Genomic DNA, 17976 nt, shown 5'->3' with positions numbered 1-17976 from the left:
TATAAATATATGTCATAGAAAAATATTTCTAAACCCCGCTGCGCCCGACTCTCGTTACCTCATCCTTAACTCTTCCAATACAAAAACCGCTTCTTCATTTCTCGGATTCAACTCCAGCGCCTTCTCAAACATCCTTCTCTCGCGGTCATGGCGCCCCTCCCTCCGGTAGCGATACCCTAATTCAATATAGACGTAGTCCTTGCCTGGCGTAATATAGTATTTATCTCTGATAGTATTTATCTTCCTACCTTTTCCGGAAAGGCTCTCCTGGCTTTTGTCAATAACACCGAAGTTTTCTTTGCTGATAACCCATCTGGCATTCTGAGGGGCATCTGTAAAATTCTCCATCTCTTTCTCTGAAAACATCCATTTATAATTGCCATTGGGAATAAATAATTCCCCCATTTCAATGTTCCAACATAAATGCGGCAGGTAATCCGGCAGGTCCTCATCTATATACAACCTGTTACTGCTGTTTATATACCCTTGGCCTATGCCTCTTTTGATGCTGGAGATCATCCTCTGAAGCCCGGAAAGATGGTAATTATATATGTTCATGACCCTGTGGATACAAACAATGTTTAAGAAAAAGATTAGCGCCAAAAAGGCAAATATTAATTTCTTCCTGCGCCTGGATGGCTTAACGAACCTTTCAATGATAAAAGCAACAGTTAAGATAATAAAGGCGTTGGGTATATACTGATACCTGAATTCGCTGAGGCAATATCCTAAGGCGTTATCAAGAAGCCTGCAGAAAAAAATTATATAAGGTTCTGCGGTTAGCAAAAATAAGAAATAAACTATTATCTTCCATTCTTCAACGTATCTTTTTTTATAGAGATAAACAAAGAGCGCTGCTACGATCAAGCTAAATAAGCCGCCCATCGAATAAACAAACCAATTATTACCTCGGTTGATATAATTAATCAACGGACCGGCCATATATATATTTTCTGCCACCTTAAGGGGGAAAACGATTATGGGAAGGATAGCTACAGCGAGATTGTTGTAAATATTAAAAATTACAGAGAGGGCAGATAGAACAAAGACATGCGGTTGTAAAAAATCGTAGAAACTATAGCGGGGGTTAATGTATGTTTTTAAAGAGCGTGTGAAAAGAAAGGCGAGAAAATAAAAAATATAAACGCTTGCCAATATTAAGAAAATGGGCTTTTTAAGCGGCTTGGCCGCGTGCTTTCCTTGTGTTCTAAGGCTTTTTATAGAGGACAATATGACAATCCCGAGGGGCCAGAGGAAGAAACTTTCATAACAGAACATTCCTATTAAGAAAAGTAGCGCGCTCGCTAAAACTAAATGCATCCCCCCCTTTTTAAGGTATTCCATGAAGGCAATAAATCCCAGCAGAAATAAAGAGAAGCCCGCGATGATATGTATATGACAGGACCACAGCAGGATATCAAAGTGATTGAATAGAAAAGCGTAGAGAAAGATGAATGCTGCGATGAGAATCTTATCCTTGATAAAATAAAGGGCGAACCTGTAGAGGATCAAGAGGCTCAAAAAATAAAAGATGAAGTTTAAAATATTGTAAAAGATGAAGTTGGAGCCGAATAAAAGATAAAAAATATAGTAGAATAAGTTTGCAAGCGGACGGAATCCTACTTGCTCTAGCGGGTCAAAGCCCAGAATATGCAGACATTTTATCTGTCCGGGGAAACGCCCTAGATTATGAAAAGAATAAAACATCTCCCAATAATCGCTTAAGGGCGGATAGAAAAATGAGGGATAAGCTGCCAGGAATAGGCCTCCAAGAAGCAGAAAAAAAAATATTAGATTCCCCCTAGCGTTTATTACCCTTAAAACCATCTTTAACACTTAACCCCGGCCTCCTGTTTCAGGATTAAAACAGCGCTGTTCCCTTACTCTGGCAGCGGTATAGTTCTCCCCTAGCTTCTTCATTTCTCGGATTCAACTCCAGCGCCTTCTCAAACATCCTTCTCTCGCGGTCATGGCGCCCCTCCCTCCGGTAGCGATACCCTAATTCAATATAGACGTAGTCCTTGCCTGGCGTAATATAGTATTTATCTCTGATAGTATTTATCTTCCTACCTTTTCCGGAAAGGCTCTCCTGGCTTTTGTCAATAACACCGAAGTTTTCTTTGCTGATAACCCATCTGGCATTCTGAGGGGCATCTGTAAAATTCTCCATCTCTTTCTCTGAAAACATCCATTTATAATTGCCATTGGGAATAAATAATTCCCCCATTTCAATGTTCCAACATAAATGCGGCAGGTAATCCGGCAGGTCCTCATCTATATACAACCTGTTACTGCTGTTTATATACCCTTGGCCTATGCCTCTTTTGATGCTGGAGATCATCCTCTGAAGCCCGGAAAGATGGTAATTATATATGTTCATGACCCTGTGGATACAAACAATGTTTAAGAAAAAGATTAGCGCCAAAAAGGCAAATATTAATTTCTTCCTGCGCCTGGATGGCTTAACGAACCTTTCAATGATAAAAGCAACAGTTAAGATAATAAAGGCGTTGGGTATATACTGATACCTGAATTCGCTGAGGCAATATCCTAAGGCGTTATCAAGAAGCCTGCAGAAAAAAATTATATAAGGTTCTGCGGTTAGCAAAAATAAGAAATAAACTATTATCTTCCATTCTTCAACGTATCTTTTTTTATAGAGATAAACAAAGAGCGCTGCTACGATCAAGCTAAATAAGCCGCCCATCGAATAAACAAACCAATTATTACCTCGGTTGATATAATTAATCAACGGACCGGCCATATATATATTTTCTGCCACCTTAAGGGGGAAAACGATTATGGGAAGGATAGCTACAGCGAGATTGTTGTAAATATTAAAAATTACAGAGAGGGCAGATAGAACAAAGACATGCGGTTGTAAAAAATCGTAGAAACTATAGCGGGGGTTAATGTATGTTTTTAAAGAGCGTGTGAAAAGAAAGGCGAGAAAATAAAAAATATAAACGCTTGCCAATATTAAGAAAATGGGCTTTTTAAGCGGCTTGGCCGCGTGCTTTCCTTGTGTTCTAAGGCTTTTTATAGAGGACAATATGACAATCCCGAGGGGCCAGAGGAAGAAACTTTCATAACAGAACATTCCTATTAAGAAAAGTAGCGCGCTCGCTAAAACTAAATGCATCCCCCCCTTTTTAAGGTATTCCATGAAGGCAATAAATCCCAGCAGAAATAAAGAGAAGCCCGCGATGATATGTATATGACAGGACCACAGCAGGATATCAAAGTGATTGAATAGAAAAGCGTAGAGAAAGATGAATGCTGCGATGAGAATCTTATCCTTGATAAAATAAAGGGCGAACCTGTAGAGGATCAAGAGGCTCAAAAAATAAAAGATGAAGTTTAAAATATTGTAAAAGATGAAGTTGGAGCCGAATGTCAGATATAAAAAATAAGAGAATATGCGCGATAAGGGCTGATAACGCATATGCTCAAAAGGATCATGGTTTAAAACATGGAGCCATTTTATTGTTCCGGGGAGCTTATCGAGATGTTGATAAAAATAAAAGTTTTCCCAGTAATCGCTCAGAGGGGGATAATGAACGCAAGGAAAATAAATAATAAACAGCGAGGCGAATAATACAAAAGAAAAAAACAAAAAATATTTTTTTTCTGTGCTTTTATAAAAACTATTTAACATCGTTGATCTTAGCCGAAAAAAGGTTAAAAAGGTTCGCCTTTACGGTTCTGTAAGCGACATAATACTGCACACGATAACTGTATCTTGTGCCTTTATCAGCTCCGAAGAGCGCCTTGTAAACTCGGGCGGGATTCAAAAAATAAAATAGAGCAAAAATCCTGTATAATAAATAACTAGCTAATTTCTTTCGGCCTAGTATAACATTGGCCTTGCCAAAAAGCCTATATTGCCTAACGTCTCCCTTTTTATCCCATCTTCTCCAATAATCGGATCCGGGCCTCGGCTCCAAGATACTGATATGCCAAAGCGGAGATGTCTTGATAAGGTAAAAATAGGTATTAAGCGTTTCTTTTATACTTTCGCCAGGCAAGCCAATTATACCATGATTATGAATTAGGATTTTCCTCTTCTTTAAATTTTCGCATAAGGCCCTGTTATCTTCTATGGCATAAGGCTTGCGGTATTCCTTCAAAATGCGCGGATTAGCCGATTCTATGTTTACATTAACCTTAACGCATCCTGCTTTCGCTATAAGGTCAAACGTAGATTCTTTCTTGATGGACGCGGAGCCTACCCCCATCCCCCAGGGCACGCCTATATCTTCGCGAGCCAGCAGTCCGCAGAAGCTGCGCAGGTTATCTTCGTCAAGTGCCGCGTCATCGTCTTCTACAAATATGAAGTCAAGTCCTAGCTTCCCGGCAACCCTGAATTCGCTAAGCACCCTCTCCGGGCTCTTATGTCTATATCTATGCCCCCACATCTTCACGGTAGAGCAAAACGAGCAATTATAGATACAACCGCGAGAGGTTTCCATGCTTATGTAGCGCAGGCCTGAACGCCGGAAATAATACTCCAGGTCAAAATCAGAATAATCATTAAACGGCAGGGTATCCAGGTCCTCTATGGGCTGGCGGGGGGCGTTCCTTATTATTTTGCCCCCCTTTAAATAGAAGATCCCGCTCATATCATCTGCGGGCTTGCCCTTTAGAATCCTGCCTATAAAATCTGCAAAGACCAACTCCCCTTCCCCATAGAGAATATAATCGTATTTGTTAAATAAAAGGTCTTCCGGAACGAGGGTGGCATGATTACCTCCGGAGATGACGAGCGTATCGGGGTATTTTTCTTTTATCTCTCTGGCATATTGCATACAGTAGGGGGCGGCGTTAGTAAAGTTGCACGAAATGCCGATCACATCATATCGCTTTGCCAAAAGCCTGCGTAGTCCTCTCTGATAAGGCAGGTCGGATATATCCAATAATTCAATATCGCACCCAAGCCTCTTGCCTATAAGGTAGAGGTTCATAAGCCCAATGCTCGGGACGCGCTCATAGCAAGTATCAACGGCAGGGACTGTCAACAGTACCTTCATGGCTTTATGGTTCGCTTTGTTAAAAATGAACTTATAAGAACCGGCCAGGGGGTCTTAAGGACCTCTTCCAGGACGGAAACTGCTTTGTCTAACTCTTCCCTGTTGACGATCAGGGCGGGAGAAAAAACAATGAGGTTACGCCTGGTAAATCCCAGATAGGCCAGAAGATTATACCGGCCGAACAGGGCTGCCAAAACAATCGCTCCGGTTAGGCTAGCCAATGTCTGATTATCTTCAGAAAAAATATTCTTAGATATCCTATTTAACCCAAAAACGGGTTTAAGCTCGATTCCCCACAATAGACCTCTACCCCTCACGTCATTAACGCGCTCCGGGTATTTTATTTTAAGGGCGGACAGGCGCTCTCCGAGGTACCCGCCGAGTTTCCTGCTTTTTTCTATCAATCCCTCTTCTTTGAATATGTTTAACGCCTCGATCGCGGTAGCGCATTCTTCTGTCATACCGCTAAAAGTAGAGGAATGCATCATGCAGTCTTTTGTGCTACCGTAGGCTCGTAAGAATATCGGCCGTCGCACAGTATAACCGGCTATACTCGCCTTGCCCCCTCCGAAGGCCTTAGAGTAACATACTATATCTGGGACAATTCCTTCGGCCTCAAACGCAAACCAGTATCCCGTTCTTCCGAATCCCGTATATATCTCATCGAGTATCAGCACCACCTCGTTTTTCGTACAGATGTCGCGCACTTCCCGCATATATCCCTCCGGAGGGAAAATAATGCGTGTTCCGTGAATTGCCTCAACTATAAAGGCACAGACATCCTGTCTATGCTTCTCTATCATTTCCTTAAAGGCGTTGATGCTACCGTAGGGCACCCGGTAACACTGCTCTAACAATTGAAAATAGCTGCGTGATTCATCAAGGCTTGATACGGACATGGCCGCATGCGTCTTGCCGTGAAAGGAGTGATCCGTGTATATCAAACCTTTACGCGAGCCCCCGTAACACTTCTCGGCTGTTTTTAATGCGCCCTCCACTGCTTCGGCACCGCTATTGCAAAAAAATGAATAGTCTAAATCTTCCGGCAAGAGACTCGAGATATCAGCTGCCAAAGCAGCGACATAGGGAGAGAGAAAGGCCTTACAGATTTCCAGTCTTTTTTCCCTGGCTATCTTTTCGCGAACAGACAATATCCTGGGATGATTATGCCCTAACCCCAGGACGCCGTTACCTCCCGTCATATCCAATATGCGCCTTCCATCGTTTAGGGTAATGTACATCCCTTCTGCAGAGGAAGCCCACACCTCCTCAAAACCCAGCAACCCGAATAACTTCACCATACCCGGATTTACGTATCTGCGCATTAAAAGGTTCTTCGCCCGAGGCGGTAGCTTTTCTGCGTCTTCCAGTTTATACCAATTGCCTTTATCAATCATATCTGTCCCCTTATAATGTATTTTACATAATTCCCGCATGCATTAAAATTTATTCCAAAGATAAGGTTCCTGTCTATATAAGCCGGTATATAGCAAGCTCTGCAATTATCCCTGCTTATATTCCCGACCGCTGCTTTAATGCCGTCGTTGCGAATGTTGCCATACGCCCTGCCCCAAAAATTACAACACGGATAAACGCTACCGTCACTGTCAATAAATACAACACGGTCACCGTGGTAGCATTTAGGATATCCGGTACCGGCAGGAAGCTCCTGTTGGGTTGCGGTGCGTTTTTTATATGTAAACGGCCAGTTTAAGGCGAGGCCATAACTGGCAAGGCTAAATTGTATGGGCGCTTTTTCTCTCTTGCGATATATAATATGTTGGAGGAGAGACTTTAGCTTGACATCGGCCATGAGGTGCGGAGTCATTTCATTCTTACTAAACTGCGGGCGGAAATAAAACGGCGGTGAAAAATTAACCGTTATTTTATACCTGCGCGCTAAACCTATCAGCCAATCGATGTCCTCAGCAGCGGTTTTGTCGGTCAATACAGCGCTAAGGCGAACCGCTAAACCGCAAGAACAAGCAAACTCTACCCCTTCCAGGGCCCGCCCATATGCGCCTTCTCCGCGGTTGGCATCGTTCAGACCCGGCCTCCCGTCTAAACTGATACAGATTCTATCCAACCTTCTGACTATATCTGTTTTCTTCAAAACCAAAGTGCCGTTAGTGACCATGTCGCAGGCCATCCCAAAACGATGGGCCTCATCGATAACGATATCCAAGTCTTCGCGGAGGAGAGGCTCCCCTCCCTGCAGTTGTAATAGCTGCGTGCCTAGTTGTCGCATAACCCTTACTATCTCAAGGAGTTCACCGGTGCCGAAATCGCAACATCGGCTACGGTAAGGATGCTCTCCATAACAATACCAACAGCTAAGATTGCAGCGGTTAGTAACCCCAAGGATCGTGATAATGGGTAAGCGCTGTTTAAAAAAATTAGATTTTAACAGTGCGCCTATAACTCTAAGGTAGCGTATTGAACTCTTAAAACCCATCCGATGTATCCTTATCCCCTTAAAATACGCAGGATATCGCTTATCGCCTGTCTGAAAGATGAAAATGTCAACGCACTGGAGCTTCCGGATGCGCGCCCCTTTAACGGAGCCGGTAGTTCTATTACCTTGTAACCTCTCCGGACTGCCTTGATGATATTTTCGGCGGTAAAAAAGAAGCCGTCGCAAAGAGAAACGGACGGAGACAAGGCCGATAGCGGGAATATTGTCAAGCCGTTGTAATATTTTAGATTTAAGCGGAAAACGATATTTAAAAGAACGGTATAACCGCGGGAAATAAAACGCCGCAAATATGTCCGGGGGTCCTGTCCGCGATGATAACATGTTGCTATCGCGCCTTTTTTTAAATATGGCAGGCAGAGGATAAATTCCTGAGCTGAATTCTCATGGTCTGCGGGGAACCATGTAAAATAATCCCCCCGGGCTATTTTTAAGGCATCTCTGTAGCTTGCCCCGATGCCCATTCTTTTTGCATGCCGGATAACCCTGATATTTTTATGCATCCTCATTAGCTGAACGGAAACCTGCGTGGTAGAATCCGTGCTCCCGTCATCAACGATAATAATATCTAATCCCCCGACCTTCGAGTGCAGAGTCTCTAATAAATCCTCAACGGCTCCCCTCAGGGTTTTTTCTTCGTTAAACGCAGGCACGCAAATTGAAACAGCTATGTCAGTCATCATCGGCTGTTATATGAAATTAATATGGCTGTCAGGATGTCTAAGCTCCCAGAGATAAGTGTTAATTGCATCCATCCTGCAGGCCTTTCTGCATTTGGATATCTTCCATCTTTTATAGATAAAATCCATTACCGCCTTGCGTCTTTTCCCTTTCCAGATTTCAGTAAGGTTATTTTCGTAAATATTCCCGAGTGAAAATTCATTTTTCCCTAAAAAAATGTTGCAGGGATAAATGTTACCCTCCGTAGTTATAAGCGCCGTAAACGGCGCACCGATACAATATTTATACGGCCTGTCTGCCTTGAGCCTTTCCATGGTGTGACGGCGGAATATTATCTGAAAGCGGTTATTCGAGCATTTCTCAAGCTCTTTTTCTAAACAGTCCAGCCTCTTAAGATTTAATCTGGAGTCTATTCTATTTTTGCTAAAGGGATGTTGAGAATATGGTTTTATGACCATATAATCTATCCCCGCATCGCGCAGTACCTTAGTTGCTGTTTTAACCTCTTTGTAATTCTGCGGCAATAAGAGATACTGTGCGCCTATGCTGCAACCGTATTTGTTTTTTCTCTTAATCCTGACGGCATTTTCAAGGTTCCCGATTACCTTAGCAAAGTCTTCCTTTTTTGTCCCGTGTATAAGTGCATATGTATCTTTGGTGCCTGCATCTAAGCTTACCTTCATCCATGTCAGGTGCCTTAAGGTTTTTTCGGCCTTTTCCTCATCAAGCATAACCCCATTGGTCACAAGGGCTGCATCAATACCGCTTTTCTTTGTAAAAGCAATAATATCCGCGATATCCTTATGAAGAAGCGGTTCTCCTTCCCCCGAATAGAGAATGGATTTCGTCCCTTTCTTGCCAGCCATGCATATAAACCTTTTTGCCACGTCCGCATCAAGGCTCAGGGGTTTATATTCCAAGAAGTCAAAAGCGCAAAATATGCAGCGGTGGTTACAACCTCCATAAAGACCTATCTCCATGTAAATGGGATAGATATCTTCTCCCCTTAACCAGGCATACAGAGAAGGGACATGATAAATGAGCTTGTGACTGTCTATTTTGAACTTATCTAGGGCTGCCATAGATTTCTTCTTTATGCCTCTTGATGCCTTCCGCCCTTTCCGGGTCGCCCTTTAATCTGAAGTATTCTATCATATCGTTCATCGAGCCTATATTTTCCTCTTTTTCGAATTCATACGGAGCTATTATCTTGGTCTTTTCAAAGAAACCGTCCTTCTTTAGCAATCTTAAGTTGCGCGAGTTATTTATTATATTTGAAGAGGTTACAGCGGTATAGCCCGTAAACAGACAAACTGTGAATATAATAAGCGGCGTAGGCAATCTTGTCATCACGGCCTTATGCCTTGTAAAAGACAAGGACCTATCTCTTGATAAAATAGGAGCTAAATAAAAAATTCCGGCCAAAACAATTATCAACAAAGAAAAGCACGATTGAATTTTTATATATAGTTCCTTGGGATAAAACAAGGCGTAAAAAGCGCTTTTGATAATCGGTATCCGTATGTTTAGCGGAGGCATCCTAACAATGTATTTAAAGTCGACCCCCGTCATATATTCGGAAAGCGCAAGGAGATTCCAGGCGATGAACGGGATAACTGCAATAATGATTGCGTAACGCAAGCGTCTATTTTTAATTTCTAATACCCTGCTAAATAACAGTACGAATACAGGAAATTCTGTAAGCAACAGCCTGCCGGAGGTAGTTCCTCCTCCCCAGGCATAATTTTTTGACATAACAAATATCTTGATAAGGACATAGAAAATCAGAATAACAAAAAACAAATCGGCGTCTACCTCTCTACCCTTGCTATCAAACCGGCCTCCTGCTGCGTTAATCTTATTCTTTACTAAATCCGCGATTATAAAGATGCCCCCTAAGAAGCAAAGGTAAATGATGGGAGAGGTATAAAAAATCCCGCGGTAAGATGAAAATAGCTGCTCAAAAAAATAAGATTCTCTGAGATTTAGAACTCCAAGTTCACCTATATGGAACGTTCCGTATTTTATATAGTTATTTATAAAAATCAATGCCGCGCCCGGCAAGATGCCTAAGATAAAATATAATATGTTTCTAGGCGGCGCCTGTTTTAATAAAATCAAAGCGCTAAAGAACAAGCCGATGAATATCAGTTGAAACCATAAATCCAGTTTAACCGCTATGCAGATTGAAAAAAATAGTCCGTACAAGAACCAATCCGACTTTCTTCCGTTGACTAAATAACAGCAAAACAAGATAGAAACAACCGAAAGCAAAGACGCCAGTATATTCGCATTTCCGGGCTCTGCCAACATAAAATAAAGATAGGGGGTCCCTAAAGTTATTGCTGCAATAGAAAACAAGGAATTACTTTTATTAAAAAAACTGCGGCATAAAAAATAGGTAAGGATGACGGCGCAAAATCCAAAGATAACCGTACTGAATGACAGGGCGCACCTGATAATCCGCGATAAACCTTCACTGCTTAAACTCGATACTTTAAATTTTGAGGCGGCCCGATATATAAACTTGGCGTAGGCGTAAAAAGGAACCCAGAGAACTACCCCGCCGTGGTTATGGAAATCCGGCAGGTTATACGTCCCGGACACCCCTATCTTGCCAGAATCAAGATAATAAGGATAGCGCTGGCCTATGTCGTCGGCGGCGTTTAAATCCCCGTCTTCGGCTACGCTTGAAATATAAGCAAAATATATGGCGTCATCAGGGCCGTAAAAGTTTATATCATAAACCGAAAAAAGATAGGTAAATACCGCCAGAAGCAAAAGAACTGCTATGCCATTCTTATTTATTGATTTGAGCCTATGCGTCATCTTTGGATTAATTTACTGCGCCCCTTTACCCTGGATATCTTTTACCTCAACCGCAGTATATCCATAAACTTGAAAACGGTCCGTCTTAACCTTCATATCGCAAGGATTGCATTCTCCGAACCGGCTACATTCTCTAAATATATCTATAATTTCGAAGTTCGGGTCTAAAAGGTTGCCTATCTTAGAAGAATCTTCATAGAGGTCATGGTGACACCGGTAAATGTTTCCTTCCGGTCCGATAATAAGTTCGGACGTTCTGCAAAAACAACTCTTCTGCCGACTGCCTCCTATGGCTTCGGGATACAGATAAGTGCCGTATATGCGCCCCCTAAACTCACCCAAGAACTCTTTTGTCCTAAAGTCTATTCCCGCCTCTCTGCAGCGTTGTTGCGCCTTTAGAATATTTTCTTCGAAGCCGGGGTGCAAAATACCGAAAATCCCTACGGAAAACCCGGCATGCTGCATCTTTAAAACCTTTGTCATAAGTACGTCTAAATCGGCATGGGAAGGATGATAGCTTACCCTGATGCTGGGATAAGGCGCCTCCCTGCGCAAGCGGAGAGGATTAACGCTCTTAATGAATTCCTCGACATTAAATGAGAGATTGGTTAGGATGTCGATGTTTAAACCCATCCTGATATTTTTGATTATCCATATAAAATCCGGATGCATGGCCGGTTCTCCGCCTTGGATGGTAACGGGTAGGTCGTCGGGGCAATCGAGACGATTTAGGCCCTCTACCCACTCTTTACCGGAAATGCCTGTTTCTTTATATTTCTTCCTGCCGTTAAACCAGTTAATGCAGTAATCACAATTAAAGTTGCAATCCAAGGTCAAGAAACAGGCTATATAATTATATCTTAAGGGCAACTGCAGCCTTTTAAGCATTTCTTGTCTTGCATTAATAGCGCATGCCTGTTTTTTATTTCTCACCGTAATAATTCTATCCGTTTTTATCCTCGTGCCTAAACCACTCCTGCCTCAAGCTTCTCAGGAATATATGCAACGAGCTTAAAAAATTCGTTTTGGTAACATATATCTTTTTTCTGAATGTATGTGTCTTTGCCAAATGATAAATCAATGTAAAAACTGGATTGTGGGGCAGATATATTAAATAACGTACAATCAGGCTCCGGAAATAAGGAAAAACTACGGCCACCGCTCCCAATACGGATAAATTCATCTGGGCGTTTTTTTCTCTATCGGAAAAACAGCTGAGAAGCGATCTATATTGATAGGAGGTATGCATCTGTTTATAAACTGGCTTATAAAACCCTTTCTCTATTGCATACCTGCCGAGTTCTGTTTTTGGGTATGGATAAAATATCGGGAATTCCGACCAGGTAGCTTTAGCCTTAATTGCCAGATCGACCGATTTAATATCATCGCCAACGGATGTCCCCGGCAGGCCTAATATGCAGTTAGCAAAGGTGTAAATCCCGTATCTATCGCACAGGCGATGGGCGTTAACAATCTGTTTATCGGACATGCGCCGCCCGAGCATCTGGGCCCTGATGCCTTGATCCCCCGATTCTATTGACATGCTGATTGTGCGGCAGCCGGCGTATTTGAGTAATTTTACCATTTCTTCCGTAAGCAGATCTGCTCTCGTCAGGATAAAAAACGGCAGGTTCACGCGTTCCTTGTATTTCTTGGAAAATTCCTCAAGCCATTCGTCTGCGGTGTACGAAAAAATGTCATCATAGAACTTAATGCAACTTAAAGGCCACTTCTCTTGCACATGCTTAATCTGGTCAATAACGTAATCTACGCTATTGCGCCGCACCATCTTTCCTTTGCCGACATAGATATTACGCCAGGCCTTATTAAAACAATATGTACAATCGTAAGAACAGCCTCTGGAGGCAATAAAACTCTTGAGGGGGTATTTGCCCAAAGGGGTATTATCGTAAATTAATGAAAAATCTGGATGCGGCAGCATATCCAGGTTTTCCGTAAGCTCGCCGGCCGTAAATATGTTTCTATTATTCCTGGTGACAATCCCCGGGATGGCATCGATGGATTCCTTTCTGGAGAGCGCCGAAAGCAAGCTTACAAAAGCTATCTCGCCGTCCCCGATGCAAAGTGCATCCAGGCCTTTCTCCTCAGAGATAACCTCAGGGTAAAATGTGGGGTGGGGCCCGCCCATAATCGTAAATACCTGCGGGAATTCATTTTTGATCTCGGTATTTAACCGAAAATAATGCTTGGCCTCTCCGGTAGAGGAGCTATAACAGATAACATCGGGCTTGATATCGGCTATGCGCTGCATTGTATTCTCTGAATTCGTCTCGCACAGATACGTCTGATGGCCGTATTTTTTTGCAACCGCTGAAATGGTGCATAATCCGATGGGGGCTAGAAAATTCTCGCTTTTAAACATAAACAGAGTTTTCATTCTCCGGTTGACCTTGTTTTTGGGTTAAGGGAGTAGATCTCAAACGCCTCCAGCGGCACCTCGCAAAACGATAGATGAAACGGCAGAAGTCCCCAGTCATGAGAATAAAAGCCAGCTCGAAAATTACGATGATGAAGCGTTACATTCCCTTTATAACAAACCCTCTTTATTAAATGCCTGGAGTAATCTTCTTCCTTCATCTTCTTACAACAGATCTTATTGATGGCTACGGGCAGCACCCCCCGGGTCGGAGCGACAAAGACAAGCTCTTTATTTTTATCTAAGGCCGGTTCTGGATCTAAATATAAAAGCCCGGGATAATATTTAGATACGTAATATGCGTATCCCCAGGCCAAATGGAAGTAATAAGAGGCGGGACAAATATAGATCTCCCTGTATGGGCGGTTGCCATTCTTCAAAGAAACGATAAAGTCTCGATATAAACCGGCAGAGTAATAATCCCCGGCCGCCAAAACAGTAGAAATGACTAGCGTAAATAAGACCGCTATCTTGAAGGTGTTTTTAAAGAGTGGTCTTAAAAACCCATCGGATGATTCTGCTTGCTGATAAATAATTATAAACATGGGTGGCAATAATAAAAGCAGGAATCTCGCTGCAACGAACTGGATAACAACGGTAAAAACCAATACCAGTAAAAACCATAAAGCCAGGAATGCCTTATCATTATCCTGTGATTTTCGCGAGAGGGAATTAATCCCGGCTTCAATCATAATGCATATTATGAAAGTTGACGATATAAAAAGCATCGCCAGAAACGTCTTTTCAACGGCGGTATATTCCATAAAAATATTTTTTAACAAGACTGGCAAGAATCCTGCTACCAGAGAAACCAATAATATCGCCTTTCTTCTCTTAACCTTGGTTAGCCAAGGAAGAAAAAATACGGGAGTGATTGTCACCCCGGAAAGAAAGCTCAGGAAGGCAAATATCCTCATCGTGAATGCGCCTTGCGGCGGGTGTCTTATCGCTTGCAGTTTCCCTGATAATACTTCGAGAAAATATATCTTCCCGTAAAATAAAAAGTCGCGGCCGCACCATACGATAAATATCGCTAGAGGTATAAGCAGAAACAGATAATAGCGTTTCTGTTTACGTTTTATCAAGATATAAAGCGCCATGAGCGCAATAAGCAGGAGCCCGGAATATTTAATCAAGCTTGCCAATCCTGCCAGAAGGCCCGATAAAAACAGCAAGGGAATGTTGTCTTTATCCACTCCGTAGATAAATACTGTGGCGGAAAGAAGAAAAAAAGACAAAAGCGGTATATCTAACATAATACTCTGGGACATAATTAAGAAAACCGGGCTTATAACCAAAAGGAGTGTAGGCAGGAATGGTCTAGCGACGAATCTCGATGAAAGAAAGTACATTGATATGATTGCTAATACGGAAAACGGCAAAAGAAAAAGGTGCAACCAGAACTCACGCTCACCGAGAAATCTGATTATAGGCGCATAATAATACCCTATCAGCAAAGGATTATTTCCTAATGCCAGCGGCTTATCCAGAAGGTCAACGGGTATGGTTTCAATAATCCTGGCAATGGAATCTCCTTCAAACGGCACAATGACCGGATTCTTATTTATTGCCTCTGCGATACCGATAGTAAACGGGTCGTCAATATGAAAGGCCTTATTGAGAAAAAACGAATTATAAATTATAAATAGCAATAACAGATAGCGAAGTTTTTTCTTATGGTCTGCCATTATAATATTTGGTCTGCGGCATAACGTAATTTCTTAACAAAAAACAGAACTCTTTATCGTCCTGATTGTGGCTTTCATTATTCCACCACATGGGAACGCATTCCTCCTCCGGAATGCCCCACCCCCAGAACATTACTCCTGAAGCCCCTGCTGAAAAAGCGGCATCCATGGCTTCTTTAAATACTAAACTATACCGGCTCTTGGATTGGGGATCTTTTCTCATCTTATAATTGAAATCCCCCGAATCACTTAGGCCGAATTCACCGATTATAACCGGCTTGCCAATCATAAGAAAAGCATCTACCAGGGACCTGAGCTGCTCTGGATAATTATCCTTTAGTCTATATACGGGCTCCCCCTGTTGACGGGAAGAGGCATAGAAATGGACCGAAAAAAAATCAATATTAAAGGCATCGAATAACTGGGGTAACCGAGGGTAATTCTTAAGATCGGACTCGCCAATCGATAAGCCGATGGTTAAAAGATGCCTCCCATCCAATGATTTGATATAGTTCGATATCTCCTCTATCCAATGTTTTACTTCGCCATGAGAAAACCTTCGATATTCCAATTCATTCGCAATCTCCCAAGCTAATATTGTCGGGTCATCGCGATAAATTATGCCGTTTACGGAATTTCTCCTGGTAATTATCTGCTTAATCCTCCTCTTAAAAGCTAAAATACATTGTTTATTAGTCAGGTTGCAAAAGGGGGCATGTACATAAAAATATTTTTCTAAACTAGCGTGATCGCCGCTGCAACAACAATCGGTTAATGTTAATATAAGGTGGGTGCGGTTCCTCCGGGATATATCTATAATTCTATCGATATCCTCGTCCTTGGCCCATCCCCAATCCAGATAGATCCTTAAGACAGAAATGTTATTTTTCCTGGAAGCACGTATGGCTTTTTCGATATCTAGGCCCCAATCATCATAAAAAACAATATTTACGGCATTTGCCCCAATGAACCTAAAAGGTTTGCCTTCCTTGATGAACGCCGTATTTTCTGTTTTAATCCACGGCGTTCTCTTGATGCCGGTATCGGCTCTATATAAAAAATACAGGGATCCTCCCAGCAGCACCAGAGATAATATAATGTAGCTAAAAATGTTGCTTATCAAGACCCTCTTCATCGGCTAGCGTCTTTTTTGCTTTTCATCTTAGGATTTATGCATAGATAATATGCGTATTTTTTCCCTATATGGTAATCTAATACCGGCGCCCTTTTGAAAAACTCACACATCTGCTCTCTCTTAGAAGCGGAAAAATGAAGCGGGCCGGGACAATGACGATAGAGAACAAATTGTTTCCTGCAATCAAACCATTTGAAAAATTCCACATCTGGGGTATCGCAATCAACATCGCTCTGCGGCCTATATGTCATCACAATCAGGAAATCATAATCTTCATAATCAGGCACACTACAGATAGATAAGCTTTTAATCATATCCCTGTTAGACCTAACAAAAAATACATACTCGAATACCCCTCTTTTGATGTCAAAACACCTCCCCGTTAAAAGAACTCTTGTATCCTGAAGGTTACCTTCTTTATAGGCGTATACGTTATCAAAGAAGCGCTGCGCAGCTATCCCTTCATCGTAGAAATCTGGAGGACGGGCCCAGTCTTCATATTCAGGTATGGAATCTTCTACCGCCTTATTGGCCTTTCTGAGCGGGTAAGGAAGGAAATGGCTTCCAAAAGATAAGTCAAAAAATTGCAAGGTAGATAGCAAAATTATCAAAAAAATAGAAGCATATTTCACGGCCCGCCTTTTTATCCCCGCTAACCACGCTGCAGTCACCAAGGCGAATCCGATAAAAAGCGGGAAAAAGTATCTGTTAAAATTATTAATAAAAAACGGCAGAACGAGGCAGGGGGTTAACAAAAATATGGTCAAGATTGCTCTGCGGCGCATTTTCATCATTGCAAAAAAAAGCAAAGCAACAATAAAAGCCAAAGTGAATAGCAGCGAGATATGCCCTGCTGCTCTAATAAAATAATTCTTTACGACATAAGAAAAGGTATCCGCCAACGGTAGTTTAAAAAGTCCTGATAGGCGTGAAATATAGACTTGAGGAGCCACGCACCACCATAGATCCTTCCTGGGGAACCACCATAGGGATGTGATTATCAGCGGGAAAACAAAAACAACCAGAATTTTCAAAATATGCATGGAGGATTTTTTTTGTATGACTTTATATATTAAATAAAATAGCGGGCCTATTAAAAAAACTGCTGCCCGTGGGGTAACAAGAACAGCGACCGAAAACATAACGACGAAGGTGGCTAAATCCTTCATCGTTACAGAATTAGCTGCTTTTACCAAAAAATAAAATGTCATTGCCACTATGGCTATCTCGGCAAAATCAACTCCGTAGCCGCGTGAGGCTCCGAAAAAACTCGGATAAAAAGAAATTATAAAACTTGCCAATAAACCGGCTTCCCTTGAAAAAAGGTCTCTGCCTAATAAAAAAACAAATAAGATAGCAAGCAAAAGAAAGGGGATATTGGAAAAAACGGCGTTAGTGATATTCTCCCCAAAATAATAGTTAAAGACCGCCGTGTAGAGAGGAATAATTTTGAATTGGGAGCGCTTAGCCTCAAAAGTAAATTCTATTATGCCTTTACATTTATTCAAAAAGTTTTTTAAATTGTCTGTCTTTTTTTGCAATCGGAGGTATAGTTCGTGTTCAAAAGAAAGCGTCGTAAATTTTTCGGGAGAAAAAGAAAAGTAATCTTTTTTTATCCAAAAATAATTACAGACGGCATGGAACAAAAATAATGATAGCAGGATAGCAACTACTGTTTTATTTCGCATCTTGAAAAACTGAGG

14 protein-coding genes are annotated in these 17976 nt (G+C 41.9%); 1 reads left to right on the top strand and 13 read right to left on the bottom strand.

What is annotated here, in order from left to right; translation table 11 throughout:
- Positions 1-54 precede the first annotated feature (54 nt).
- Both WC441_04655 and WC441_04650 read right to left on the bottom strand, forming a co-directional pair.
- Positions 55-1707, bottom strand: a complete 1653-nt coding sequence (locus WC441_04655) for a hypothetical protein (protein ID MFA5163774.1) — start codon at positions 1705-1707, stop codon at positions 55-57.
- Positions 1708-1861: 154 nt separating this feature from the next.
- The gene (locus WC441_04650; GenBank protein ID MFA5163773.1) at positions 1862-3343 is read right to left on the bottom strand and encodes a hypothetical protein; all 1482 of its coding nucleotides are present in this window, start codon (positions 3341-3343) and stop codon (positions 1862-1864) included.
- 50 nt (positions 3344-3393) lie between these two features.
- Between WC441_04650 and WC441_04645 the strand changes: the two genes are divergently transcribed.
- Positions 3394-3579, top strand: coding sequence for a hypothetical protein (locus WC441_04645; protein ID MFA5163772.1), 186 nt, complete (start codon positions 3394-3396; stop codon positions 3577-3579).
- A 68-nt stretch (positions 3580-3647) separates the two neighbouring features.
- On the opposite strand, the gene WC441_04640 is transcribed toward WC441_04645, so the two are convergent.
- Genes WC441_04640 through WC441_04590 form a run of 11 tightly spaced genes read right to left on the bottom strand, consistent with a single transcriptional unit; the run spans position 3648 to position 17961 of the window.
- Complete coding sequence (locus tag WC441_04640) at positions 3648-5030, bottom strand: radical SAM protein (protein ID MFA5163771.1); 1383 nt, start codon at positions 5028-5030, stop codon at positions 3648-3650.
- Positions 5027-6466 (bottom strand): aspartate aminotransferase family protein, encoded by a 1440-nt coding sequence (locus WC441_04635; protein MFA5163770.1) that lies wholly within the window; start codon positions 6464-6466, stop codon positions 5027-5029. The genes WC441_04640 and WC441_04635 overlap by 4 nt, the downstream gene beginning before the upstream one ends.
- Positions 6424-7485, bottom strand: coding sequence for a radical SAM protein (locus WC441_04630; protein MFA5163769.1), 1062 nt, complete (start codon positions 7483-7485; stop codon positions 6424-6426). Before WC441_04630 ends, WC441_04635 begins: the two co-directional genes overlap by 43 nt.
- Positions 7486-7496: 11 nt before the next feature.
- Positions 7497-8186 (bottom strand): glycosyltransferase family 2 protein, encoded by a 690-nt coding sequence (locus tag WC441_04625; protein ID MFA5163768.1) that lies wholly within the window; start codon positions 8184-8186, stop codon positions 7497-7499.
- A gap of 6 nt (positions 8187-8192) precedes the next feature.
- Positions 8193-9266: a radical SAM protein gene (locus WC441_04620; GenBank protein MFA5163767.1), complete on the bottom strand. Its 1074-nt coding sequence runs from the start codon at positions 9264-9266 to the stop codon at positions 8193-8195.
- Positions 9250-11013, bottom strand: a complete 1764-nt coding sequence (locus WC441_04615) for a hypothetical protein (GenBank protein MFA5163766.1) — start codon at positions 11011-11013, stop codon at positions 9250-9252. The genes WC441_04620 and WC441_04615 overlap by 17 nt, the downstream gene beginning before the upstream one ends.
- A gap of 12 nt (positions 11014-11025) precedes the next feature.
- Entirely contained in the window at positions 11026-11901 is an 876-nt protein-coding gene (locus tag WC441_04610; GenBank protein ID MFA5163765.1) for a radical SAM/SPASM domain-containing protein, read from the bottom strand.
- A 55-nt stretch (positions 11902-11956) separates the two neighbouring features.
- Positions 11957-13411: a radical SAM protein gene (locus tag WC441_04605; GenBank protein MFA5163764.1), complete on the bottom strand. Its 1455-nt coding sequence runs from the start codon at positions 13409-13411 to the stop codon at positions 11957-11959.
- Positions 13408-15138, bottom strand: coding sequence for a glycosyltransferase family 39 protein (locus WC441_04600; protein MFA5163763.1), 1731 nt, complete (start codon positions 15136-15138; stop codon positions 13408-13410). The genes WC441_04605 and WC441_04600 overlap by 4 nt, the downstream gene beginning before the upstream one ends.
- Positions 15125-16273, bottom strand: coding sequence for a cellulase family glycosylhydrolase (locus tag WC441_04595; GenBank protein MFA5163762.1), 1149 nt, complete (start codon positions 16271-16273; stop codon positions 15125-15127). The genes WC441_04600 and WC441_04595 overlap by 14 nt, the downstream gene beginning before the upstream one ends.
- Positions 16270-17961 (bottom strand): glycosyltransferase family 39 protein, encoded by a 1692-nt coding sequence (locus WC441_04590; GenBank protein MFA5163761.1) that lies wholly within the window; start codon positions 17959-17961, stop codon positions 16270-16272. Before WC441_04590 ends, WC441_04595 begins: the two co-directional genes overlap by 4 nt.
- Positions 17962-17976 lie beyond the last annotated feature (15 nt).

This window comes from Patescibacteria group bacterium (assembly GCA_041651355.1).
Lineage (GTDB): Bacteria > Patescibacteriota > Patescibacteriia > Patescibacteriales > UBA12465 > JAPLVX01.
This window is presented reverse-complemented; position numbering and strand designations above follow the sequence as displayed.

Excerpts from the sequence above, each read along its gene's own strand:
- WC441_04635 (MFA5163770.1), bottom strand. The coding sequence starts at position 6,466 with ATGCGGGAATTATGTAAAATACATTATAAGGGGACAGATATGATTGAT.
- WC441_04620 (MFA5163767.1), bottom strand. The coding sequence starts at position 9,266 with ATGGCAGCCCTAGATAAGTTCAAAATAGACAGTCACAAGCTCATTTAT.
- WC441_04630 (MFA5163769.1), bottom strand. The coding sequence starts at position 7,485 with ATGGGTTTTAAGAGTTCAATACGCTACCTTAGAGTTATAGGCGCACTG.
- WC441_04610 (MFA5163765.1), bottom strand. The coding sequence starts at position 11,901 with ATGCTTAAAAGGCTGCAGTTGCCCTTAAGATATAATTATATAGCCTGT.
- WC441_04595 (MFA5163762.1), bottom strand. The coding sequence starts at position 16,273 with ATGAAGAGGGTCTTGATAAGCAACATTTTTAGCTACATTATATTATCT.
- WC441_04625 (MFA5163768.1), bottom strand. The coding sequence starts at position 8,186 with ATGATGACTGACATAGCTGTTTCAATTTGCGTGCCTGCGTTTAACGAA.
- WC441_04590 (MFA5163761.1), bottom strand. The coding sequence starts at position 17,961 with ATGCGAAATAAAACAGTAGTTGCTATCCTGCTATCATTATTTTTGTTC.
- WC441_04645 (MFA5163772.1), top strand. The coding sequence starts at position 3,394 with ATGTCAGATATAAAAAATAAGAGAATATGCGCGATAAGGGCTGATAAC.
- WC441_04615 (MFA5163766.1), bottom strand. The coding sequence starts at position 11,013 with ATGACGCATAGGCTCAAATCAATAAATAAGAATGGCATAGCAGTTCTT.
- WC441_04655 (MFA5163774.1), bottom strand. The coding sequence starts at position 1,707 with ATGTTTTATTCTTTTCATAATCTAGGGCGTTTCCCCGGACAGATAAAA.
- WC441_04640 (MFA5163771.1), bottom strand. The coding sequence starts at position 5,030 with ATGAAGGTACTGTTGACAGTCCCTGCCGTTGATACTTGCTATGAGCGC.
- WC441_04600 (MFA5163763.1), bottom strand. The coding sequence starts at position 15,138 with ATGGCAGACCATAAGAAAAAACTTCGCTATCTGTTATTGCTATTTATA.
- WC441_04605 (MFA5163764.1), bottom strand. The coding sequence starts at position 13,411 with ATGAAAACTCTGTTTATGTTTAAAAGCGAGAATTTTCTAGCCCCCATC.